Origin of the sequence: Actinophytocola xanthii, from assembly GCF_001921205.1 — a bacterium.
Classification (GTDB): Bacteria; Actinomycetota; Actinomycetes; order Mycobacteriales; family Pseudonocardiaceae; genus Actinophytocola; species Actinophytocola xanthii.
This window is the reverse complement of the sequence record NZ_MSIE01000061.1, coordinates 33324-55584: the sequence shown is the minus strand read 5'-3', so window position 1 is coordinate 55584 and position 22261 is coordinate 33324. Positions and strand designations below refer to the sequence as shown.

At 73.0% G+C, this 22261-nt stretch carries 24 protein-coding genes; 19 read left to right on the top strand and 5 right to left on the bottom strand.

What is annotated here, in order from left to right:
* The first annotated feature begins 92 nt into the window (after positions 1-92).
* A complete protein-coding gene (gene tsaE, locus BU204_RS29340) occupies positions 93-560 on the top strand; it encodes a tRNA (adenosine(37)-N6)-threonylcarbamoyltransferase complex ATPase subunit type 1 TsaE (protein ID WP_075129032.1) in 468 nt (155 codons plus the stop codon).
* Here tsaE and BU204_RS29335 read toward each other — a convergent pair.
* Positions 541-1194, bottom strand: a complete 654-nt coding sequence (locus tag BU204_RS29335; RefSeq protein WP_075129017.1) for an HAD family hydrolase — start codon at positions 1192-1194, stop codon at positions 541-543. The genes tsaE and BU204_RS29335 overlap by 20 nt on opposite strands.
* Positions 1195-1265: 71 nt before the next feature.
* Here BU204_RS29335 and BU204_RS29330 point away from each other — a divergent pair, with 71 nt between their 5' ends.
* From BU204_RS29330 to BU204_RS29300, 7 genes are read left to right on the top strand one after another with little or no spacing between them, the layout of a single operon-like run.
* Entirely contained in the window at positions 1266-1967 is a 702-nt protein-coding gene (locus BU204_RS29330) for an HAD family hydrolase (RefSeq protein ID WP_075129016.1), read from the top strand.
* A gap of 33 nt (positions 1968-2000) precedes the next feature.
* On the top strand, positions 2001-2651 hold the full coding sequence (tsaB, locus tag BU204_RS29325) for a tRNA (adenosine(37)-N6)-threonylcarbamoyltransferase complex dimerization subunit type 1 TsaB (RefSeq protein WP_075129031.1): 651 nt from the start codon (positions 2001-2003) through the stop codon (positions 2649-2651).
* Between the two features lie 2 nt (positions 2652-2653).
* Positions 2654-3133 carry a ribosomal protein S18-alanine N-acetyltransferase gene (rimI, locus tag BU204_RS29320; RefSeq protein ID WP_075129030.1) on the top strand — a complete coding sequence of 160 codons (480 nt, stop codon included), beginning with the start codon at positions 2654-2656 and terminating at the stop codon, positions 3131-3133.
* Positions 3130-4173, top strand: a complete 1044-nt coding sequence (gene tsaD / locus BU204_RS29315) for a tRNA (adenosine(37)-N6)-threonylcarbamoyltransferase complex transferase subunit TsaD (protein WP_075129015.1) — start codon at positions 3130-3132, stop codon at positions 4171-4173. The genes rimI and tsaD overlap by 4 nt, the downstream gene beginning before the upstream one ends.
* A 33-nt stretch (positions 4174-4206) precedes the next feature.
* The gene (locus BU204_RS29310; RefSeq protein WP_075129014.1) at positions 4207-5106 is read left to right on the top strand and encodes a TIGR01777 family oxidoreductase; all 900 of its coding nucleotides are present in this window, start codon (positions 4207-4209) and stop codon (positions 5104-5106) included.
* Positions 5107-5115: 9 nt separating this feature from the next.
* Positions 5116-5433 (top strand): DUF4873 domain-containing protein, encoded by a 318-nt coding sequence (locus BU204_RS29305; RefSeq protein WP_075129013.1) that lies wholly within the window; start codon positions 5116-5118, stop codon positions 5431-5433.
* A 41-nt stretch (positions 5434-5474) separates the two neighbouring features.
* Positions 5475-6503, top strand: a complete 1029-nt coding sequence (locus tag BU204_RS29300; RefSeq protein WP_075129012.1) for a serine hydrolase domain-containing protein — start codon at positions 5475-5477, stop codon at positions 6501-6503.
* Positions 6504-6541: 38 nt separating this feature from the next.
* Here the strand turns inward: BU204_RS29300 and BU204_RS29295 are convergent, their stop codons facing one another.
* Together BU204_RS29295 and BU204_RS29290 are read right to left on the bottom strand one after the other, a co-directional pair.
* The gene (locus BU204_RS29295) at positions 6542-8449 is read right to left on the bottom strand and encodes a peptidoglycan recognition protein family protein (RefSeq protein ID WP_075129029.1); all 1908 of its coding nucleotides are present in this window, start codon (positions 8447-8449) and stop codon (positions 6542-6544) included.
* Between the two features lie 111 nt (positions 8450-8560).
* Positions 8561-10114: an alkaline phosphatase D family protein gene (locus tag BU204_RS29290; RefSeq protein WP_233160733.1), complete on the bottom strand. Its 1554-nt coding sequence runs from the start codon at positions 10112-10114 to the stop codon at positions 8561-8563.
* Between the two features lie 274 nt (positions 10115-10388).
* Between BU204_RS29290 and groES the strand changes: the two genes are divergently transcribed.
* Together groES and groL are read left to right on the top strand one after the other, a co-directional pair.
* Positions 10389-10682: a co-chaperone GroES gene (gene groES / locus BU204_RS29285; RefSeq protein ID WP_075129028.1), complete on the top strand. Its 294-nt coding sequence runs from the start codon at positions 10389-10391 to the stop codon at positions 10680-10682.
* A 77-nt stretch (positions 10683-10759) separates the two neighbouring features.
* On the top strand, positions 10760-12397 hold the full coding sequence (gene groL, locus BU204_RS29280; protein WP_075129010.1) for a chaperonin GroEL: 1638 nt from the start codon (positions 10760-10762) through the stop codon (positions 12395-12397).
* A 93-nt stretch (positions 12398-12490) separates the two neighbouring features.
* Here groL and BU204_RS29275 read toward each other — a convergent pair whose 3' ends face one another.
* Positions 12491-12790 (bottom strand): WhiB family transcriptional regulator, encoded by a 300-nt coding sequence (locus tag BU204_RS29275; protein WP_075129009.1) that lies wholly within the window; start codon positions 12788-12790, stop codon positions 12491-12493.
* A gap of 222 nt (positions 12791-13012) precedes the next feature.
* Between BU204_RS29275 and BU204_RS29270 the strand changes: the two genes are divergently transcribed.
* From BU204_RS29270 to BU204_RS39500, 6 genes are all read left to right on the top strand, one after another.
* Complete coding sequence (locus tag BU204_RS29270) at positions 13013-14044, top strand: MerR family transcriptional regulator (protein WP_332888596.1); 1032 nt, start codon at positions 13013-13015, stop codon at positions 14042-14044.
* The gene (locus tag BU204_RS39505) at positions 14041-15237 is read left to right on the top strand and encodes a hypothetical protein (RefSeq protein WP_143229834.1); all 1197 of its coding nucleotides are present in this window, start codon (positions 14041-14043) and stop codon (positions 15235-15237) included. The genes BU204_RS29270 and BU204_RS39505 overlap by 4 nt, the downstream gene beginning before the upstream one ends.
* Before the next feature lie 121 nt (positions 15238-15358).
* Positions 15359-15955 (top strand): response regulator transcription factor, encoded by a 597-nt coding sequence (locus tag BU204_RS29260; RefSeq protein WP_075129007.1) that lies wholly within the window; start codon positions 15359-15361, stop codon positions 15953-15955.
* Between the two features lie 297 nt (positions 15956-16252).
* On the top strand, positions 16253-16825 hold the full coding sequence (locus BU204_RS29255) for a sigma-70 family RNA polymerase sigma factor (protein ID WP_075129006.1): 573 nt from the start codon (positions 16253-16255) through the stop codon (positions 16823-16825).
* On the top strand, positions 16826-17791 hold the full coding sequence (locus BU204_RS29250; RefSeq protein ID WP_075129005.1) for an anti-sigma-D factor RsdA: 966 nt from the start codon (positions 16826-16828) through the stop codon (positions 17789-17791).
* 19 nt (positions 17792-17810) lie between these two features.
* A complete protein-coding gene (locus BU204_RS39500) occupies positions 17811-17990 on the top strand; it encodes a hypothetical protein (protein ID WP_143229833.1) in 180 nt (59 codons plus the stop codon).
* Positions 17991-18067: 77 nt separating this feature from the next.
* On the opposite strand, the gene BU204_RS29245 is transcribed toward BU204_RS39500, so the two are convergent.
* Entirely contained in the window at positions 18068-18466 is a 399-nt protein-coding gene (locus tag BU204_RS29245) for a DUF5319 domain-containing protein (RefSeq protein WP_075129004.1), read from the bottom strand.
* A gap of 89 nt (positions 18467-18555) precedes the next feature.
* Between BU204_RS29245 and guaB the strand changes: the two genes are divergently transcribed.
* From guaB to BU204_RS29230, 3 genes are read left to right on the top strand one after another with little or no spacing between them, the layout of a single operon-like run.
* On the top strand, positions 18556-20058 hold the full coding sequence (guaB, locus tag BU204_RS29240; protein WP_075129003.1) for an IMP dehydrogenase: 1503 nt from the start codon (positions 18556-18558) through the stop codon (positions 20056-20058).
* Positions 20059-20096: 38 nt separating this feature from the next.
* On the top strand, positions 20097-21230 hold the full coding sequence (locus BU204_RS29235) for a GuaB3 family IMP dehydrogenase-related protein (RefSeq protein WP_075129002.1): 1134 nt from the start codon (positions 20097-20099) through the stop codon (positions 21228-21230).
* Positions 21227-22255, top strand: a complete 1029-nt coding sequence (locus tag BU204_RS29230) for a GNAT family N-acetyltransferase (protein WP_075129001.1) — start codon at positions 21227-21229, stop codon at positions 22253-22255. Before BU204_RS29235 ends, BU204_RS29230 begins: the two co-directional genes overlap by 4 nt.
* Positions 22256-22261 lie beyond the last annotated feature (6 nt).

The window sequence follows — 22261 nt, the reverse complement described above, 5'->3', positions numbered from 1 at the left end:
CACAAGTACGTGATCAGGACGCACCTTCGCGGCCCCAGGTGACCCACAGTCAAAGTTCCGGGGAGGCGGACCAGAGAGGCGGACCAGTGAGCCTGGGACAACGGGTCGAGCTACCGACCGAGCAGGACACCCTCGAGTTCGGGCGGCGCATCGGCGGGCTGCTGGAGCCCGGGGACCTGGTGCTGCTCGCCGGCCCGCTCGGGGCCGGGAAGACCGTGCTGGCCAAGGGCGTCGCCGAGGGGCTCGGCGTGCTGGGACGGGTCAGCTCGCCCACGTTCATCATCGCCCGCGAGCACGCGCCGGCCCCCGGTGGACGCGGGATCCCGCTCGTGCACGTCGACGCCTACCGGCTGGGCGGCCTCGCCGAGCTGGACGACCTCGACCTGGACACCGCCCTGGTGGACGCGGCGGTGGTGATCGAGTGGGGCGAGGGCGCGGGTGAGCGCCTGTCCGAGGACCACCTGCTGGTGCGGCTGGAGCGGCGCGAGGACGACGCCCGGCTGGCGACCGTCGTCCCGCACGGGAGCTGGGTGCGGCGGCTCACAGCCCCCGCGCGCTGAGAACCGAGAGCAGCGCGTCCGGCCGGTCGGCCACGTCGAGCGGCTCCACCGGGGCGAAGGCGCAGCCGATCGCCGTCGCACCGCCGTCGGCCTCCAGGCTGTCGCCGACCATCAGGGCGCGTTCCGGCTCGACGCCGATCCGCTGACAGGCCACGGTGAAGATCTTCCCGTCCGGCTTCATCACGCCCTCGACGTAGGAGAGCACGAACTCGTCGACCAGGTCCTCGGCGTCGTGGCGGGCGAACACCTCGCGGATGTCCCAGGGGATGTTGCTCACGACCGCCACCCGCACCCCCGCCGCGCGCAGCCTGCGCAGCGCCGGCACGGTGTCCGGGTAGGGCACCCAGGAGGCCGGGTCGGTCATGCGCTCGTAGAGCGCCTCGGCCACGTCCGGCGCGACCGGGATGTCGCTGGTGGTCAGCGCGGCCAGGTAGACCGAGCGGTGCGTCTCGGGGTCGAGGTCGCGGCGCGCCCAGTCCTCCGCCAGCTCGGCGGGCAGGTGGTCGGCCGAGCGGGTGGACGCGGTCAGCAGCGCGAGCAGCTCGTCCCGCCTGGGGTCCTCGGCCAGGCAGTCCGGCCCTGGCTCGAGGTGGAACAGGGTGCCCGAGTAGTCGAACAGGACGCCTTCGATCATGCCGCCACCCTACGTTCCGGCGCGGGTGAGACGGGGTGACGGCGGGTGCGGCTCGAACTAGGTTGGGAGGCATGCGCGCTGTGATCTTCGACTGGGGCGGCACGCTGACCCCCTGGATCCCGATGGACCACGTCGCCGCGTGGCGGACCTACGCCGACGAGCTGCACCCCGGCGACGCCGAGCAGGCGGCCAGGGTCGCCGCGGCCATCCACGCCGCGGAGACGGCCGCGTGGGCGCTGGTCCGCCACGAGCACCGCGCCTTCACCATCGCCCAGGTGCTCGCCGCGGCGTCGGCCGCCGAGCACGACGACGGCTACACCGCCTACCGCCGCTTCTGGGAGCGCGCGACCCGCACCCATCCCGAGGTCGCACCGCTGATCACCACGTTGCGGGAGCAGGGGCTGCGGGTCGGCGTGCTGTCCTCGACGCCGTGGCCGGCGGCCTGGCACGAGGAGCTGCTGCGCCGCGACGGCGTCCTGGACCTGTTCCACGCGACCGTGTGGAGCAGCGACCTGGAGTACACCAAGCCGCACCCGTCGGCCTTCCTCGCGGCCATGGCCGCGGTCGGCGTCGACGACCCGGCCGACTGCGTCTACGTCGGCGACCGGCTCTACGACGACATCAGCGGCGCCAAGGGCGTCGGCATGCGCGCGGTGTTCGTCCCGCACACGGTCATCCCGGCCGACCAGCAGGTGCCCGTGGACGTGGAACCGGACGCGGTGCTGCACCGGCTCGACGAGCTGCCAGCGGTGCTCGACCGCTGGCGCCGCTGACCGGCGGCCACCACCCGACTAGGCTTGACGGCCGTGCTGGTTCTCGCAGTCGACACGGCGACCCCCGCGGTCACCGCCGGTGTGGTCCTCGTGGGCGGGGCAGGTCCGGAGGTGCTCGCCCAGCGGGTCACCGTCGACGCCCGCGCGCACGGCGAGCTGCTCACCCCGCACGTCCTCGCGGCGCTGGCGGACGCCGGCCGGAGCCTCGCCGACGTGGCCGCGATCGTGTGCGGTGTCGGGCCGGGGCCGTTCACCGGTCTGCGGGCGGGGATCGCCACCGCCGCCGCGCTGGGCCACGCCCTCGACGTCCCGACCCATCCGGTGTGCTCGCTCGACGCGATCGCCGCCGGTACGGACGAACCGCTGCTGGTCACCACCGACGCCCGGCGCAGGGAGCTGTACTGGGCGACCTACGAGGGCGGTGTCCGCACCGCGGGGCCGGGGGTGGACCGTCCCGCCGACGTCGCCGCCCAGCTCGCCGGGGGCCGGCGCCGGGCCGGCACCTCGCTCTACGCCGACCTCCTCGCCGTCGAGCACACCGGCGCGGAGTATCCGACGCCGGCGGGCCTGGTCGCCGCGGCCGGGGACGCCCTCGCCGGGCCGGGGGAGCCGCTGGTCCCGCTGTACCTGCGCCGTCCGGACGCGACGGTGCCGGGCAGCCGCAAGCGGGTGACCGCTCCGTGAGCGTGCGCCTTGCCCCGCTCGGGTACGCGGACCTCCCCCGCGTCGCCGAGCTCGAGCGGCAGCTGTTCGCCGGGGACGACCCGTGGAGCGAGTCGGTCCTGCGCTCCGAGCTGGACCACGGCCACCACTACCTCGGCGCCTACGTGGACCACAGCGCCGAGCGGACCCTGGTCGGCTATGCCGGCATCTCCGTGGTCGGCACGCCACGCGACGCCGAGGCCAGCGTGCACACCATCGGCGTCGACCCCGCCTGGCAGGGCCGCGGTGTCGGGCGTGCCCTGCTGGAGGGGCTGCTCGCGGTGGCCGACGAGTTCCGCGCGCCGGTGTTCCTCGAGGTGCGCACGGACAACGCCCCCGCCATCGCCCTCTACCGGGCGCACGGCTTCACCACGATCGGCCTGCGGCGCAGGTACTACCAGCCCTCCGGCGCCGACGCGTTCACCATGGCCCGCCCCGCCCGGGTCACCGAGGAGGCCACGTGAGTCTCGTGTTGGGCATCGAGAGCTCGTGCGACGAGACCGGTGTCGGCATCGCCCGGCTGCACCCGGACGGGCGGATCGAGCTGCTCGCCGACGAGGTGGCGTCGAGCGTGGACCAGCACGCCCGCTTCGGCGGGGTGGTGCCCGAGGTCGCCTCCCGGGCCCACCTCGAGGCGATGGTGCCGACCATGCGGCGCGCGGTCGAGAAGGCCGAGGTGGACCTGGGTGACATCGACGCGATCGCGGTCACCTGCGGTCCCGGCCTGGCCGGGGCGCTGCTGGTCGGGGTCTCCGCGGCCAAGGCGTACGCGGCCGCGCTGAACGTGCCGCTCTACGGTGTCAACCACCTGCCCGGCCACGTCGCGGCGGACACGTTGCAGCACGGCGCCCTGCCCGCGCCCTGCCTGGCACTGTTGGTCTCGGGCGGGCACACCCAGCTGCTGCGCGTCGACGACCTGGCAACCAAGATCACCGAGATCGGCTCGACGATCGACGACGCCGCCGGCGAGGCCTACGACAAGGTTGCGCGCATCCTCGGGCTGCCCTATCCCGGCGGACCACCCATCGACCGGGCGGCGAGCACGGGTGACCCCGAGGCGATCCGGTTCCCCCGCGGGCTGACCGGGCCGCGCGACGCCCGGTACGACTTCTCGTTCTCCGGGTTGAAGACGGCGGTCGCCCGCTGGGTGGAGAACCGGGAGCGCGACGGCCTCGAGGTGCCGGTCGAGGACGTGGCGGCCTCGTTCCAGGAGGCGGTCGCCGACGTGCTGACGATGAAGGCGGTACGGGCCGCGGAGGAGCTGGGCGTCGGCACGATGGTCCTCTCCGGCGGGGTGGCCGCGAACTCCCGGCTCTCCGGACTGGCCGCGGAGCGCTGCGCGGCGGCCGGGATCGAGCTGCGGGTGCCGCGCCCCCGGCTGTGCACGGACAACGGAGCGATGATCGCGGCCCTCGGCGCGCACCTGGTCGCGGCCGGTGTTCACCCGTCCGCGGTGGAACTGTCAGCCGATCCGGCCCTACCAGTCAGTACGGTGTCGGTCTGAGAGGTGGGTCACGTACCCCGTACCCTCTTCCGGGTGAATATCGCCGTCACCGGGTCAACCGGGCTCCTCGGGCGCGCCCTGGTCGCGCACCTGCGCGAGCACGGCCACCGGGTGATCCGCCTCGTGCGGCGCCGGCCGAAGGCCGAGGACGAGGTGCTCTGGTACCCGGAGCTGGACACGGCGCGCCTCGCCGGGGTCGGCGCGGTGGTGCACCTGGTCGGCGAGCGGGTGCACGGGCGGTGGACCGAGCACCACAAGGAGTCGATCCGCGCGTCCCGGGTGGAGGGCACCCGGACCCTGGCCACGGCCCTGGCCGGGATGAGGGACGGCCCGCGGGCGCTGCTGTGCGCGTCGGCGGTCGGCTACTACGGCGACCGGGGCGAGGAGGCGCTGACCGAGGACAGCGGTCCCGGCGAGGGCTTCCTGGCCGGGGTGTACCGGGACGCCGAGGACGCGGCGGACGCCGCCGAGCAGGCGGGTATGCGGGTGGCGCACCTGAGGTTCGGCATCGTGCAGTCCGCCGAGGGCGGGGCGCTGGCCTGGCTCCTGCCGAGGTTCCGGCGCGGGCTCGGCATCCGCGCCGGGTGCGGCAACCAGTACGTGAGCTGGGTGTCGCTGCCCGACCTGGTGCGCGCGACGACCCACGTCCTGACCACGCCGGCCCTGTCCGGCCCGCTGAACGTCGTCGCGCCGAACCCGGTGACCAACCGCGAGTACGCCGACATCCTCGCCGCGACGCTGGGCCGCCCGCGGTTCATCGCCCTGACCAAGGGGCTGACCAGGCGGATGTTCGGCCCGGAGGTGGCCGACCAGATCGTGCTGGCGAGCACCAGGGCGGTGCCGGAGCGCCTGGTGCGCAGTGGCTTCACCTTCCGGCACCCGAGGCTTGAGCTGGCCTTCCAGGAGCTCCTCAGTAACTATTACTTGCGGTAACATCCAGCCATGGAGCATGACGAGGACGGCTACGAGGGCCCCGCGACGCTCGTCGTCGGGTCGACCGAGCTGGCGGTCGAGGTGTCGCTCGCCGGCCACTTCGAACCGATCGACGGCCGGTACCACTGGTACGGCCGGCTCCGGCCGAGCGAGGAGCTGGCCGACCTGCTCGGCTCCCGCCGCGGCGAGGGTCAGCTCCGCACCCCGTTCGGTACCGCGGAGGCCCAGCTCACCGACCCCGACCCGTGGGGCCGCTACCGCGTCACCGGCACCAGCCGCCCGCCCTTCCCGGTGCCGACGACCCTCCAGGAGATCGACCGGGGGTAATTCGGTCGCGGCCGTGCGTCGCGGTTGGTAGGCATTTCGGTATGGCGACCGCCGGGCCGGAGCACGTCGACCGTCTGCTGGCGACGTTGCGGTCCAAGCTCGCCGAGGAGTCCGCCGCCGGGCGGTTCTCCGGGGTGGTGCTGGTTGCCAGGGACGAGGAACTGCTGTTCGCCGAGGCCCACGGCATGGCCGATCGACAGCGGATGGTGTCCAACACGCTGTCGACCCGGTTCCGCCTCGGGTCCATCAACAAGGTGTTCACGGCCGTGGCCGTCTGCCGACTGGCCGAGGACGGGACGGTGGACCTGGACGCGCCACTGGCGCGGTACCTGCCCGACTTCCCCAACCAACAGCTCGCGACCGCGGCCACCGTCCACCACCTGCTCACCCACACCGCGGGGACGGGCGACATCTTCGTACCCGAGTACGAGGCCCGCCGCGGCGAGATCCGCACGGTCGCCGACTACGTGCGCCTGCTCGGCCACCGACCCGCGGAGTTCGAGCCCGGGAGCCGGTTCCGGTACAGCAACTTCGGCTACGTCGTGCTCGGCGCGGTGATCGAGAACGTCACCGGCCAGAGCTACTACGACTACCTGGACCGGCACGTCTACCCGGCGGCTGAGATGCGGCGGGCCGGGTCCCTGCCCGAGGCCGCGGCGGTGCCCGACCTGGCCGTCGGCTACACCGACGAGGTGCCGGGCAGCGAGGTGAACACCGGCGTGCTGCCCTACCGCGGGTCTCCCGCCGGCGGCGGCTACGCCAGTGCTGAGGATCTCTGGCGGTTCGCGACCGCGTTGACCGGGCGACGACTGCTCGACGCCCGGCACACCGAGCTGCTGACCACCGGCCAGGCCGAGGCCGGTTGGGCCGGCCGGTGCGTGGCCTACGGCTTCTTCGTGCGGACGGTGCACGGCGTCCGCTCGATCAGCGCCACCGGCGGCTTCCCCGGCATGAGCGCGGCCCTCGTCGTCCACCCCGATCTCGGGTACGTGACCGTGGTGCTTGCCAACCAGGACCCGGACGTCGCTGTCGAGGTCGCGATGTTCGTCGACGACCGGCTGGAAATCTAGGGCGCGAAGACTGCGACCGAGGGCTGTGCGGACGTGCCCTACGGCAGCGCCGACGGCCGCAGGTCCACGTCGGCCGCGTTGACGAAGGCGATGCGGTGGCCGAACTGGATCTGGACGTACTTGGTCTTCCCGCGCACGACGGTGTGGTTGGTCGTGTCGTAGGTGACGGCCCAGTAGTACTCCGAGCCGGTGACCAGGCCCACCGCGTACCGCTGTCCGGCGGCCAGCGTGTACTGCAGCGGGGTCACCGCCTGCACCGGGACGTGCTCGGGGTACGCGGCCGCCTCCGGGTAGGCCCGGCCGTACACCGGGATCGAGGCCAGGCCGCGCTTCGGCGTCGCGACCAGGCCGAAGGACCAGACGGCGGTCGGGGCCCGGGAGGGGTTGTGGAACCAGCCCTTCTGGCCGAGGTACCAGATCGCGGTCCAGTCGCCCCGGCGCTCGGCGAGCGCGTACCGCTGCCCCGTCTCCACCCGGCTGGAGTGGTCGGAGATGTGCATGGTGCCGGGCGAGCCGTCCGGGCGTAGGCCGATGTCGGTCAGCAGCGGGGCGTCGGGGCGGGGCTCGGTGTGCAGGATCACCGACGTCGAACCGCGGGACGGGCAGGGCTGCCCGGCGGCGTCGCAGCCGGTGAACGCGGGGCGGTTCGTGTCGAAGTCCGGGCGGATCGTCACCAGGCCGGCGCGCGGGGTGCCCACGCCGCGGAACGGGGCGCCGAGCAGCTCGAAGTAGTGCGCCCAGTCCCAGTAGGGGCCCGGGTCCCAGTGCATGCCGCGGACCGTCGAGGGGATGGTGCCCGGCACGTTGTCGTGGCCGATGATGTGCGCGCGGTCCAGCGGGATGTGGTGCTTCGCGGCCAGGTAGCGCACCAGCTTCGCCGAGCTGCGGTACATCGCCTCCGTGTACCAGGTGCCCTGCGCGGCGAACCCCTCGTGCTCGAGGCCGATCGACTTCGAGTTGATGTACCAGTTCCCGGCCTGCCAGGCCACGTCCTTGGCCTTGACGTGCTGGGCGACGTGTCCGTCCGCCGAGCGCAGGGTGTACTGCCAGCTCACGTAGGTCGGGTCGGAGACCAGGTCGAGCGTGGTCTGCCAGGTGGTCTCGGTGTCGTGGATGACGATGTAGTCGATCTTCTGGGTGTGTGGCCGGTTCGCCTTGTCGTGGTTGCCGTAGTCACCCTCGCCGAACTCCTCGTACGGCGCCGGCAGCCACTCGCAGCCCAGCCCGCGGGGGCACTCGGCCTCGCCCCGCTCGGTCTCCCGCAGTCCCAACCGCCGCAACTGGGCGGTGTCCGGGGTGACGGCCTGCGGCACCAGCCGCACCCGCTGCCCGTCGTCGGTCACCCGGTCCGCGCCGGCGGCGACCGTCGCGAACACCTCGTCGGCGAAGGCCGCCGCGGTCGCCGTGTCGCCGGCGCCGGAGTACCGGGCGACCGCGCCGTACCAGTCGCCGGCGTCGGTGCCGTGCACGCCGAGGGCCCGCTGGTGGTGGGCGAGCAGGGCGGCGCCGCCGCGGATGTTCTGCGCCACGTCCGAACGCAGCCGCGCGCTGTCGACACCGGTCAGCTCGCTCGCGAGCTCGACGGTCCGCAGTGCCGGCGAGGACAGGTCCGGCGCCCCCGGCCGCGGCCGCAGCGCCGGGCGGGCGGTGTCCCCGCGCGGGTCCTCCGTGCCCTCGTCGTGGTGGCTGCCCCCGGCGTTGGCCTCGACCACGTCGGTGAGGTGCATGGGCCCGTACCCCGCCGCGGTGCTCGGCGTCCCGGAGTTCGTGTTCCACCTGGACTCCAGGTAGGACACCGCCAGGAGGACGCTCTCGGGCACGCCGAACTCGGCGGCCGCCGCCGCGTACACGGCCTGGCGCCCCTGCGGTTCGGCAGCCGCGTCCACGCCCCCGACGGCGAACGATGCGGTGGCGAGGACTGCGGCGAGCGCGGCGGACCGGCGCATGCGGGCCTCCCGGGTCGAACGGGTTCCGGACAGGCCCACTCTCGTCGGCGCGGTTCGCCTGGTCAATCTTTTCTACTCAGGCGGGTAGTTCGTCAGGAATGCGCAGGTGGGTCAGACCCGGTGCAGGGTCGGGTCGCGGTCCTCGGTGACGAAGCTCGCGGTGGTCTCCGCAGGGGCGTCCGGGGTGCGGACGTAGGGCAGGCTGCGGAAGTCCGCCCGCAGCTCTCCGGCGGTGAACCGGGTGCGCACGTACCCCCGCCGGTTCTTGTAGAACTTCAGGTGCGGGTTCTCCGCCAGCACCGTCGCGTTGGTGTCCTCGCCCCCGTCGCCGCCGCTGGTCACCGAGGTCGCGACCAGCTCGACGCCGACGCCGCGGGAGTCGGGCAGGTCGGCGTTCTCCTTGATCTCACCGGCCCACGCGCGGTGCACGTCGCCGGTGAGGACGACCGCGTTGCGGGCGTGGCCGAGAGCGGTGGCGATCCGGTCGCGGTTGGCGCGGTAGCCGTCCCAGGCGTCCATCGAGAAGCCCTGCTTCTCGCCGGCGGTCAGGTCCCGCTGGGCGAAGAACACCTGCTGGCCCAGCACGTCCCAGCGGGCCCGCGACCGGCGCAGGCCGTCGGTCAGCCAGCGCTCCTGCTCCGCGCCGGTGATCGTCCTCGCCGGGTCCAGGCGCTCGGCGCAGTCCACCTTCGTGCCGTCGCCGCAGGCCTGGTCGTCGCGGTACTGGCGGGTGTCGAGCATGTGGAACGTGGCGAGGTCACCCCAGGCGAACCGGCGGTAGAGCCGCATGTCGATGCCCCTCGGACGCGCGGACCGGCGCAGCGGCATGTTCTCGTAGTAGGCCTGGAAGGCGGCCGCCCGCCGGTCCAGGAAGCCGGGGTCGGGTGCCTCGGGCACCTCGTCGGCCCAGTTGTTCTCGGTCTCGTGGTCGTCCCACACGACCAGCCAGGGCGCGGTGGCGTGGGCGAGCCGCAGGTCCGGGTCGGTCTTGTACTGGGCGTGCCGCTGGCGGTACCCGGCCAGCGTCCTGGTCTCCTCGCCGACCACCTGCCGCACGTCGGCGGCCTTGGCGGCGTACTCGTACTGGTAGTCCCCGAGGTGCAGCACCAGGTCGGGCTGGTCCTCGGCCAGCCGCCGGTAGGCGGTGAAGTACCCCTCGCCGAAGTGGGAGCAGGACGCGAAGCACATCGTCAGGTCTCGGCCGGTGCTCCTGGCCGGGGTGGTCGTCGTGCGGCCCACCGGAGAGACGTGGCCGTCGACGCGGAACCGGTAGAAGTACTCGGTCCCCTCGCGCAGCCCCCGGGGCTCGACGTGCACGCTGTGCGCGGAAGAGGGTGACGCGGTGGTGGTCCCGGAGCGCACGACGTGCCGGAACCGCTCGTCGCGCGCGACCTGCCAGCGGACCTCGACCCGCCGCTCCGGCATGCCCCCGAGCCCGGTCTCGGCGAGCGGGTCCACGGCGAGCCGCGTCCAGAGCACGACACTGTCGCACCAGGGGTCACCCGAGGCGACGCCCAGCGTGAACGGGTCGGTGGCCAGGGGCGGCCGACCGGCCCCCGGGAACGCGGCGGCGGACGCCGGACCGGCGGCCAGCCCGAGGCCGACGGCCGCGGTGCCGCCGAGCAGCAGGGAACGGCGCGAGACAGAGGACGGAGAGTCAGGCACGGGAACCTCCCTCATCGGGTGACTCCCCAACCCCAGCCCGCCGCGGTGTCGCCACCGCTGGCGCGGCGTGAACCCCCGCCCACGCCTTCGTGAACATCCCGCCCCCGCGTGTCCCGGCGGGTGGCACCCCTCGTTGCGGCGTTAGCAGTCGCATGGGTAGAGTGCCAATGGAACGGCCGACACCGCCCCGGCACCCGCGACGGCGGGGTGGCAGGAGCCGCAAGCAACAAGGTAACTGCCAACGCTTTCGAAACGACCCGTGGAGGTCATCGCGGTGAGCGTGAACATCAAGCCGCTCGAGGACAAGATCGTTGTCCAGGCGAGCGAGGCGGAGGCCACCACGGCCTCGGGCCTCGTCATCCCGGACACCGCCAAGGAGAAGCCCCAGGAGGGCAAGGTTCTGGCCGTCGGGCCGGGCCGGATCGACGACAACGGCAACCGCGTCCCGCTGGACGTCGCCGTCGGGGACGTCGTCATCTACTCCAAGTACGGCGGTACCGAGGTGAAGTACAACGGCGAGGAGTACCTGATCCTCTCCGCCCGCGACGTGCTGGCCGTCATCAACTGACGCCGGCGAAGTCCAACCGCACGCCCCGGTGGCCCAGTGGGGCTACCGGGGCGTTGTGCGTTCGAGAAAGGTAGGACATGCCCAAGCAGATCAGCTTCGACGAGGACGCTCGTCGGGCGCTCGAGCGCGGGGTGAACAAGCTCGCCGACGCGGTGAAGGTCTCGCTCGGCCCGCGTGGCCGGCACGTCGTGCTCGCCAAGAAGTTCGGCGGCCCGACCGTCACCAACGACGGCGTGACCATCGCGCGCGAGATCGAGCTGGACGACCCGTTCGAGAACCTCGGCGCCCAGTTCGCGAAGAACGTCGCCACCAAGACCAACGACATCGCCGGTGACGGCACCACCACCGCGACCGTTCTCGCCCAGGCGATGGTCCGGGTCGGCATCCGCAACGTCGCCGCCGGCGCCAACCCCACCGCGCTCGGCCAGGGCATCCAGCTCGCCGCCGACACCGTGGTCGAGGCGCTGCGGAGCAAGGCGACGCCGGTCAAGGGCCGGGACAACATCGCCCAGGTCGGCACGGTCGCCTCGCGCGACTCCTCGATCGGCGCGCTGCTCGGCGAGGCCATCGAGAAGGTCGGTGAGGACGGCGTGATCACCGTGGAGGAGTCCTCCACGATGGCCACCGAGCTCGTCATCACCGAGGGTGTGCAGTTCGACAAGGGCTACATCTCCGCGCACTTCGCCACCGACCCGGAGGCGCAGGAGGCCGTGCTGGAGGACACCTACGTCCTGCTGCACCGGGAGAAGATCTCCGCCCTGACCGACCTGCTGCCGATCCTCGAGAAGATCGCCCAGGCCGGCAAGCCGGTGCTGATCGTGGCCGAGGACGTCGAGGGTGAGGCCCTGTCCACCCTGGTGGTGAACTCGGTCCGCAAGACCATCCGCGCCGTCGCGGTCAAGGCGCCGTTCTTCGGTGACCGCCGCAAGGCGTTCCTGGACGACCTGGCCGTCGTGACCGGCGCGACCGTGGTGTCCACCGACGTCGGCATCAAGCTGTCCGAGGTGGACCTGGACGTGCTGGGCTCCGCCCGCCGCGTCGTGGTCACCAAGGACGAGACGACGATCGTCGACGGCGGCGGGAGCAAGTCCGACGTGACCGCCCGCGCCGAGCAGATCCGCAAGGAGATCGAGGCCACCGACTCCGACTGGGACCGGGAGAAGCTCTCCGAGCGGCTGGCGAAGCTGGCCGGCGGCGTCGCGGTCATCAAGGTCGGCGCGGCCACCGAGACCGAGCTGGCCGAGCGCAAGCACCGCATCGAGGACGCGGTGTCGGCGACCCGGGCCGCGGTCGAGGAGGGCATCGTCCCCGGCGGCGGCTCGGCACTGGTGCACGTCGGCAAGGAGCTGGAGGAGCTGGCCTCCTCGCTGTCCGGCGACCAGGCCACCGGCGTCCGGCTCGTGCGCGAGGCGCTGGCCGCACCGCTGTCCTGGATCGCGGCCAACGCCGGCCAGGAGGGCGCGGTCGTCGTGTCCAAGGTGCGGGAGCAGGAGTGGGGCCACGGCTTCAACGCGGCCAAGCTCACCTACGGCGACCTGGTGGCCGACGGCGTGGTGGACCCGGTGAAGGTGACCCGTTCCGCGGTCACCAACGCGGCGTCGATCGCACGGATGGTGCTCACCACCGAGGCGTCGGTCGTCGAGAAGAAGGAAGAGGAGCCGGAGGGCGCCGGCCAGGGGCACGGCCACGGCCACGGGCACGGCCCGGGCTTCTGAGCCGACCCGTTTCGCTCGCACGAACGCCGCGCCCGGCTCCGCTGGGCGCGGCGTTCAGCTGTTCAACGAGCGGTGCCCGGCGACGGTGCGGTGTCAGGTCGCCACGGCGAGCGTGCGCTTCTCCAGCTTGATGATCGCCTCCCGCTCGCCCTCGGAGAGGCCGCCCCAGATGCCGTAGGGCTCGTGCACGGCGAGGGCGTGCCTGCGGCACAGCTCCAGCACGGGACAGGCCTGGCAGATGGCCTTGGCCCTGGCCTCTCGCCTGGCCCTGGCCGGCCCGCGCTCGCCGTCGGGGTGGAAGAAGAACGCGCTGTCCATGCCGCGGCAGGAACCCTCGAGCTGCCAGTCCCACACATCAGCGTTGGGCCCGGGGAGCCTCCGAGTGTCTGCCATCGTGACCGCCTCCCTCGCCGGAACGTACGTACCGGCTACTCCATTCGGTGCAGCGGCACTCACGCTAGAAGCGCGCCAATGCTTGTTCAAGGGTGATCAACTCATTGGCCGGCCATATTCAGCCGATCGGTGACCTGGGTCCACGCAGCGTGTTCGACGATCCAGTTGCCGCGCGGTCTGGATCACCCGACGATGGGAGGGCTGCGACGTAAGGAGGCGTCCGTGGGGGATCACCGCGTAGCCCTGTCCAGCGCCGAGCCCGGCGCGATCCCGCTGCTACGGCCGGCCGTCGGCCCGGAGCCCATCCCGGACGTCGACGTCGTCCGGCAGGACGAGCCGACCCTGCCGGTCGCCGCCGTGGCCCGCCGCCTCGGCGTCGCGCCGGCCACCCTGCGTACCTGGGACCGCCGTTACGGCATCGGCCCCCGTGGTCACACCACCGGCCGGCACCGCCGCTACGCCCCCGCCGACGTCGCGCGGCTCGAGCTGATGCAGCAGGCGCTGCTGCGCGGGGCGTCGCCGGCGGAGGCGGCGAGCTACGCGCTGCGGGCCGACCAGCCCGAGCCGGCGTTCGCCGAGGTGCACGTGCTGGCGCCGCGGGAGCCGGAGTCGCCGCTGCTGCACGCCTCGGGAGCCCGTTCCTCGGCGGTGCTCAGCCTCAACCGCGCGGCGATGGCCATGGACGCGGTGGCGACCCAGCAGCTGCTCTCGTCCTGCATCGACGAGCTCGGGGTCCTCGCGGTGTGGGACGACGTCCTCCGCCCGGTGCTGTCCGCGCTCGCGAGCCGGTGGGCCCAGTCGGGCGAGTGCGTCGAGGTCGAACGCATGCTCCACGAGTGCACCCTGGCCGCCATGATCGGCGCGACGCCGTTGGTGACCACCCCGCGCAACCCGCGCCCGGTGCTGTTGTGCGCCGCGCCGGAGGAGCGCTACGCGCTGCCGCTCTACGTGCTGCGTGCCGCGCTCGCCCAGGCGGGGATCGGCACCCAGATGCTCGGTGCCGCGCTGCCGGTCGACGCGCTGGCCGCCGCCGTCCGCCGAACGGGCCCGGCCGCGGTGGCGGTCTGGGCGCAGCTGCCCCGGTGCGGGACCGCCGAGGTCTTCACCGGCGTTCCCCGGACCCGCCAACGCGTTCGGCTGTTCGCGTCCGGGCCGGGCTGGTTCACCGTCGACCTCCCCGACCGGGTGGATCGGCTGGAAGACCTGGCCGACGCCGTTCACCGGATCGAGTCCCTGATCGGCTGCCCCCGGTGACCTCCTTATCCCGCGCGGCCTTCGGCGACCGCCCGGACCAGGCCGTGACGGCGGTGCCGGCGGACCCACGGGAGAGGTGGCTGGCGGCCGTCGTGCTGGGCGGGCAGGGCTGGTACGCCCGGGCGGCGGCGTTGCTCGAGGAGCTGATGGGCGCGGCGGACCCCGTCCTGGCGGCGTCGTCGGCGGCGACGTTGGCGGCCCACCGCCGCCAGTTGGGCGGGCACGAGAACGCCCGACGTCTCGACGCGGCAGGTCTGGCCCGCCTCGCCGCGGGTGCCCAGTTGGCGGATCCGGGCCGGGCCGGGCACGGCGCGCTCGAGCCGGCCGGGAGTGCCGCCGGGGCCGGCGGGCAGGACGGGGGGAACCCGGGTTCCGCCATTCGCGGTCCGGCGGGCCGGCCCGAGGTGCCGGGTCCCCCGAATGGGGGAGGTCCACCTCCGCGCTCTCCCGAACACCGTGGCGTAACCCCACCCCCTCATCGCCCAACCGGGGCCCTCGGTCATCCCCCGAACCGGGAACGGCTCTCTTTCGGTGGCGGTCTCGCGTGGGCGACGGGGACGCGGGCGCTCGGTGAGCGCGCACCCCTGAGTACCGCCATTGGTCCAACCGTTGAGGTGAGTGCCGGCCGATTGGGTGAGCCCGCTCGTCCGGTTGACATCCCCCGGTACGGGGCCTGGTCAGACGTCCTGCTCGGGCTGGCGGCCGATGCGGTCGGGCTCGGCCGGCTCGCGGAGGCCCGGCGGCTTCTCGCCGTCGCGCCGGTGGGCCGCGGCTGGCGGCCGGAGCTTCGCGCCGGCTGGCTCCGCGCCGAGACCGAGCTGGCCAGCGGCCGGGCGGACGCCGCGCTCGGCCCCGCCGAGATCGCGGCGGAGATCGCGGCGGAGGCCGGGTCGGTGCGCCACCGGGTGAAGTCCGCGCTGGTCCTGGGGGTCGCGCTGGCCACGGACGGGCATCGGAGCCGCGCCGTCTCCACCCTCTCGACAGCCCTGCACGACGCGACGGACCTGGGGCTGCTCCCGCTCGTCTGGCCGGCGGCGCTCGTCCTCGCCGACCTCGTGCCCACCCGAGGGGACCAATTCTGTCGGTGTGCCGCCGTAGCCTTACACAGCGTGTTACGTCGGGCCGATCCGGTCGGCCGCCGGCTCGCCGAGCGCTCTCCATGGGTGCCCCGGCTCGCTGGCCCAACCGGGTGACGGGGTGGGTACGGACATCTGGGCGAACTGGTCGGAAGAATTACCACCAGATCGTGTCAAGGTTCGCCCCTAAGCGTCCGATAGGGAGGAGTACGTCACTCGGCTGCAGGAAGGAGTCCCCGTGACGACGGTCTTGATATGCGACGACCGGCGCGGCGTGCGGGAAGGTCTGACCCGTGTCATGTCCGCGGTTCCAGGGGTTAGTCGCATCGACTGCGTAGCACACGGTGACGAGCTGCTCGCCAGGTTCTCCCGTGCTCCCGTCGACGTCGTCCTGGTCGGCACGCAGCGCGCGGTGCCCACCGGCGTCGAGGCGACCAGGCGCCTGGTCTCGGCCAACCCGCAGGCGAACGTCATCGTCTTCGGCGCTCCGGACGACGCCAGCAGCATCGCCGCGGCCATCGCCGGTGGCGCCCGTGGCTACCTCCGCTGGGACGCCTCGCGTCCCGAGCTCGTCGCCGCGCTCGCCCACACCCTGGCCAGCACCTCGGTCCCGGCGCCCCGGCAGCCGTCCGACCCCGGTGTTCAGCTCACCGACCGCGAGCTCCAGGTTCTGCGCGGGATGGCGATGGGCAAGAGCAACGGCCAGATCGGCCGCGAGCTCTACCTGTCCGAGGACACGGTGAAGACCCACGCCCGTCGCCTGTTCCGCAAGCTCGGCGTTCGCGACCGCGCTCAGGCGGTGGCCCACGGCTTCCGGCGCGGCCTCGTCTCGTAAACAGTTTCACGTTTAAGGCGATCCGAACGACGTCTCCCGCACGCCATGCGGGCCGGGCGTCGTTCACCGCGTTCCGACCAGGAGCCCTGGTCACCGCCCTCTCCGCGGCTCGTCGAGCCCCTGTACCGATCTTGATCACGCAGCGCGACCCGGCCGCCTCCGCGACCGGCGGAAATCGGCCTGCTTGGCTCAGCGCGGTACGGTGGGTGACACCCGCGCGGGGGTCGACACACCCCGCGTACCCGCGATGATGTTGGACGACCGTACCTGCACGTAACACTGAGGCTGCTCGCTGCGATGACCACATTGGGGGACGGACTGGACGCATCGGTTGGCGCTGCCGTCGAGGGCGATCCCCGCGCCGTCGACCGGGTGCTCGCGTCCATCCGCCCTCTGGTCGTGCGGTACTGCCGTGCGCGTGTGGGAAGGCAGGAGCGGTCGTTCGCCTCGGCGGACGACGTGGCCCAGGAGGTGTGTCTCGCGGTGCTCACGGCATTGCCCGGTTACCGCGACCAGGGGCGCCCCTTCCTGGCCTTCGTGTACGGCATCGCCGCGCACAAGGTTGCCGACGCGCATCGGGCGGCAGGGCGTAACCGATCCGAGCCCGTCGCCGACGTTCCAGATGAACCGGAAACCGACGCCGGGCCCGAACAGCGCGCCATGCAGCAGGACCTGAGCCGTCGGATGAAGGACCTGCTCGACGTGCTGCCCGACAAGCAGCGGGACATCGTCCTGCTGCGGGTGGTGGTCGGGCTGTCGGCGGAGGAGACGGCCGAGGCGGTCGGCTCCACGCCGGGAGCGGTGAGGGTCGCGCAGCACCGCGCGCTGGCCCGCTTGCGCAAGACGTTGTCCGCGGAGGAGGTGGTCTGAATGAGCGATCGACACGATCCCGGTACGCCGGACGAGGGCCGAGCCTTCGGCACCGCCGCGGATCTCGACTTCGACCTGTCGCTGGTGCACGCCGACGACGAGTACCTGGACCTGCTGGCCGGCGCGAGCCTGGAGGAGTCGGCCGAACTGCCCGACGACCAGCTGAGCGCGCTGCTGCTGTCCTGGCGCCGTGACGTCGAGGCCGAGCCGGTCGGCGACCTGGTCGACCAGAAGCTGGCCACGGTCACGGTGCACGCCGCCCAGGCGCGGCGCAGGCGGCGTCCCCGCCTGCTCGTCCCGGTGGCCGCCGCGGCTGCCGTGCTCGCGATCGCCTTCGCCGGGATGGGCCTGATGGCCAGGGACGCCCAGCCAGGGGACACGCTCTGGGCGCTGACCAAAGTGCTCTACTCCGACCACGCACGCTCGGTGGAGGCCGCCGAGTCCGTCCGCGCCGACCTGCGCGAGGCCGAGGCCGCCCTCACCGAGGGACGGCTGGCCGAGGCGAAGTCGAAGCTGGAGGACGCGCACGCGGCGCTGCCCACGGTCGCCAGCGAGGACGGGCAGAAGGCCCTCGAGAAGAAGCACGCCTCGCTGATGGCGCAGCTGCCGGGCAACCCGTCCGGCGAGGCCCCTCAGCCGCCGGTGCCGAGCCCCACCCCCGCGCCGGACCCCGAGCCGGGCGAGGGCGGCGGCAACGGCAACCCCAACCCGGGCACGAACAACCCCGACACCCCGACCGACACCTCCCTGCCCCCGGAGCCCTCGACCCCGCCGGACACCAGCACGCAGTCGCCGTCGCAGGAGACGACCTCGCAGCCGCCAGAGTCGACCAGGAGCGAGACCCCGGGGCCCGCGCAGGAGCCCGCGTCGAACGGCACCCAGCGCGGTGGGTCCTCGGACCCGGCCGACGACGGCGAGGCCGCCGGCTCCGAGGGTGACGAGGTGCCGTCGGAGCAGGGGCAGTAGCTCGCAGTATGTTCCGGACATGATCGCAGGTCACGTGTACAGCCAAGCCCCGCGCTGCGCCGAGTGCGACGGCCGTGCCCTGCTGGTCGAGGAGGCGGCGAAAGCGCTGGTGCGGGAGTCCCTCGGCCGGTTGACGGCGCGGCGCTGCCCGCGCGACGACGGCTGGCACGTGCACGACCCGGCGACCGAACGCCCCTGAGCCGTTCGGGGCGCCGGTCGCCCGGTGTCGTCAGCCCTGCCGGGTCTCAGCCCTGCCGGGTCTCAGCTCTGTCGGTCTCAGCTCTGCCGGGTCAGTGCCGACTTCGTCGTCACGCCGTCGGTGAACCCGCGGCAGTACTCCCAGGACACGTACGCCGCGGGGTCCGGGTCGAACGCCGGCTCGTGCGGTCGCATGCGCCCGTCGTTGAGCAGCTGCTCGAGCGAGGCGCGCAGCAGCGCCCAGTCGTGGTAGTGCGGCTCCTGGCACTCGGCGCAGTCCACTACCACCCCACGCACCTCGCGTTGCTCGAGCAGTGCCTGGTACACGGCCAGGTCACGCAGGTCGGCAAGTAACTCGGCGCGTTCCTGTGCCGTGACCGGCTCCTCGGCGGCCACCTCGTCGTCCAACGCCCGGGCCGGATCGTCCGGGTCACCGGCGAACGGGTCCGGGGGCAGTGCGTCGTCCCTCACGACCACGCACGGTACCGGGCGGCGGGGGCGAATGGGCCAGATACCATGGGACAACGCGCCGCCGCCTGCGGAAACCGCGAAAAAGAAGGGCCACGATGACCAGCGCTGAGGGTATCCCGGCCAAGTTCGCCACGCTCGGGCTCACCTTTGACGACGTGCTGCTCCAGCCGTCCGAGTCCGACGTCGTACCCAGCGAGGTCGACACCAGCACGCAGCTCACCCGCAACATCACCCTCCGCATCCCGCTGGTGTCCGCGGCCATGGACACCGTCACCGAGGCCCGGATGGCCATCGCCATGGCCCGGCAGGGTGGCATCGGCATCCTCCAGCGCAACCTCTCGATCGAGGAGCACGCCCGGCAGGCCGAGACCGTCAAGCGCTCGGAGGCCGGCATGGTCACCGACCCGATCACCTGCCTGCCCACGGCCACGCTGGCCGAGGTCGACGCGCTCTGCTCCCGCTACCGCATCTCCGGCGTCCCGGTGACCGACGCCGAGGGAACCCTGGTCGGCATCATCACCAACCGCGACATGCGCTTCGAGGTGGACCACACCAAGCCGGTCAGCGAGGTGATGACCAAGGGCCCGCTGGTCACCGCCCAGGTCGGCGTGTCGGCCGACGCCGCGCTCGGACTGCTGCGCCGGCACAAGGTCGAGAAGCTGCCGATCATCGACGGCGCCGGCAAGCTGCGCGGGCTGATCACCGTCAAGGACTTCGTCAAGACCGAGCAGTTCCCCAACGCCACCAAGGACCCGGACGGCCGGCTGATCTGCGGCGCCGCCGTCGGCGTCGGCGACGACGCGTACAAGCGGGCGATGACCCTGGTCGACGCGGGCGTGGACGTGCTGATGGTGGACACCGCGCACGGCCACTCCCGAGGCGTGCTGGACATGGTCGCCAAGCTCAAGACCGAGCTGGGCGAGTCGGTCGACATCGTCGGCGGCAACGTCGCGACCCGCGCCGGGGCGCAGGCCCTGGTCGAAGCCGGCGCGGACGGGGTCAAGGTCGGTGTCGGGCCGGGCTCGATCTGCACCACCCGGGTGGTCGCCGGTGTCGGGGTTCCCCAGATCACCGCCATCTACCAGGCCGACCTGGCCTGCCGCCCGGCCGGCATCCCGGTCATCGGCGACGGTGGCATCCAGTACTCCGGGGACATCGCCAAGGCCATCGCGGCGGGCGCCTCCGCGGTCATGCTCGGCAGCCTGCTGGCCGGCACGGCCGAGGCGCCGGGCGAGGTGATCCTGGTCAACGGCAAGCAGTTCAAGACCTACCGGGGCATGGGCTCGCTCGCCGCCATGCAGTCCCGCGGCGTCAGCCGGTCCTACTCCAAGGACCGCTACTTCCAGGACGACGTGCTCAGCGAGGACAAGCTGGTTCCCGAGGGCGTGGAGGGCCGGATCCCGTTCCGCGGCCCGCTCTCCCAGGTGGTGCACCAGCTGGTCGGCGGCCTGCGGTCGGGCATGGGCTACACGGGGTCGAGTACGGTCGCGGAGCTGCAGAACGCGCAGCTGGTCCGGATCACCGCGGCGGGGCTCAAGGAGAGCCACCCGCACGACGTGACCATGACCGTCGAGGCGCCCAACTACACCACCCGCTGACGCGGCGCGGTCGGTACGCCCGGAAGGACTGGAGCACAGTGCGGGATCTTGTCGAGATCGGCATGGGCCGGACGGCCCGTCGCGCCTTCGGGCTGGACGAGGTGCAGATCGTGCCCTCCCGTCGCACCCGCTCGTCGGGCGACGTGTCGACGGCCTGGCAGATCGACGCCTACCGGTTCGACATCCCGCTGATGACGCACCCGACCGACGCGATCGTCTCGCCGGCGACAGCGGTGGCGGTGGGCGAGCTCGGCGGCCTCGGCGTGCTCGACGCCGAGGGCCTGTGGGCGCGGCACGCCGACGCGGAGGGGGCTCTGGAGCGGCTCCAGCAGGCCACCGAGGACCCGGACCCCACCGCGCTCACCCGGCTGCTGCAGGAGCTGCACGCCGCGCCGATCCGCGAGGAGCTGATCGCGGAGACCATCAAGAAGATCACCGCTGCCGGGGTCACCGCCGCCGCGCGGGTGAGCCCGCAGCGGGCGGCCCAGCTGACCCCGGTCCTGCTGGCCGCGGGGGTGGAGATCCTGGTCGTGCTGGGCACGATCGTCTCCGCCGAGCACGTCGCCAGCGGCGGCGAACCGCTGAACCTCAAGAACTTCATCGCCGACCTCGACGTGCCCGTGGTGGCCGGCGGGGTGCACGACTACCGCACTGCCATGCACCTGATGCGCACCGGCGCCGCCGGGGTGATCGTCGGGTACGGCACCAGCGTTGCCTCCACCACCGACAGCGTGCTCGGCATCGGCGTCCCCATGGCCACCGCGATCGTCGACGCGGCGGCCGCGCGGCGGGACTACCTCGACGAGACCGGCGGGCGGTACGTGCACGTGATCGCGGACGGCGGCGTGCACGTCTCCGGCGACATCGCCAAGTCGATCGCCTGCGGTGCGGACGCGGTCATGCTCGGCGCACCGCTGGCGCTGGCCGCCGAGGCGCCGGGCAAGGGGCTGTACTGGAGCCCCTCGGCCGCGCACCCGTCGCTGCCGCGCAGCAAGGTCGTCCCGGTGGGGTTCGGCGAGGAGGTCGTCGACCTGCGCACGCTGCTGTTCGGCCCGTCCTCCGACGCCGACGGGGTGATCAACCTGTTCGGCGCGCTGCGCAGGGCGATGGCCAAGACCGGCTACTCCGACGTGAAGGAGTTCCAGAAGGTCGGCCTGACGGTGCGGGCGTGACGGTTCGGCGGAAGGTTCTCAACTCCAGCGGCCACGTCGCGCTGGCCGAGGTGCTCGAGGGCGACGCGGAGCTGCTCGACCGGCGCGGCGACGGCGCCTTCGACGCCGAGGAGGACGACCGCCGCCCGCCGACCGACGTCGTGGTGCACCGGCTGGCCGTCGTCGACCTCTCCGACGGCGAGCTCGTCGGGCAGGTGAGCTGGAACGCGGTGTCCCGCGGCCGCACCGAGGCGACCGCGGCCTGGAACGTCGGGATGAGCCTGTTGCCGGCCGCCCGCGGCCGGGGTGTCGGCCTGCGCACGCTGCGGTTGTTCGTCGCGCACCTGTTCGAGACGACCGACCTGCACCGGCTCGAGGCCAGCGTGGAGGTCGAGAACGTGGCGGCCCAGCGCGTGCTCGGGCGGGGCGGGTTCCGGGCCGAAGGTGTCCTGCGGGGCGCCCGAGCGCGGGCCGGGGAGCACCGGGACATGCTGTTGTTCGGACTGCTCCGCGCGGACCTGACCCCGCCGCCCCCGTCCGGCGGTGAGCGCGAGGTGGTGATCGAGCGGGACGGGGTGGCGCTCGCGGTGCCGGTGGCCGGCGAGCGGGAGAAGTTCTACGTCGAGGCGGCGGGCGACTTCGAGGTCGACCGGGACGACCGGCCCCAGGTCACCCTCCCCGCCCGCAGCTCCCTGCTGAGCGTGCTGGACGCCGCGACCCGAACGCTGCTCGGCGGGGTGAGCTGGCACGCGGTGGACTACGGCGGCACGCTGGGCTGCTCGGCCTGGAACATCGGCATCGGCCTGCTGCCGCCCGAGCGCGGCCGCGGTGTCGGCTCGACGGCCCAGCGGCTGCTCGCCGAGCACCTGTTCGCCACGACCGAGGTCGACCGGGTCGAGGCGAGCACCGACGTGGACAACATCGCCGAGCAGAAGGCGCTGGCCAAGGCGGGGTTCACGCGTGAGGGCGTGCTGCGCGGTGCCCAGCTGCGCGGCGGGGTGCGGCGTGATCTCGTGCACTTCGGGAAGTTACGTACTGACGAGTAGCCTCGG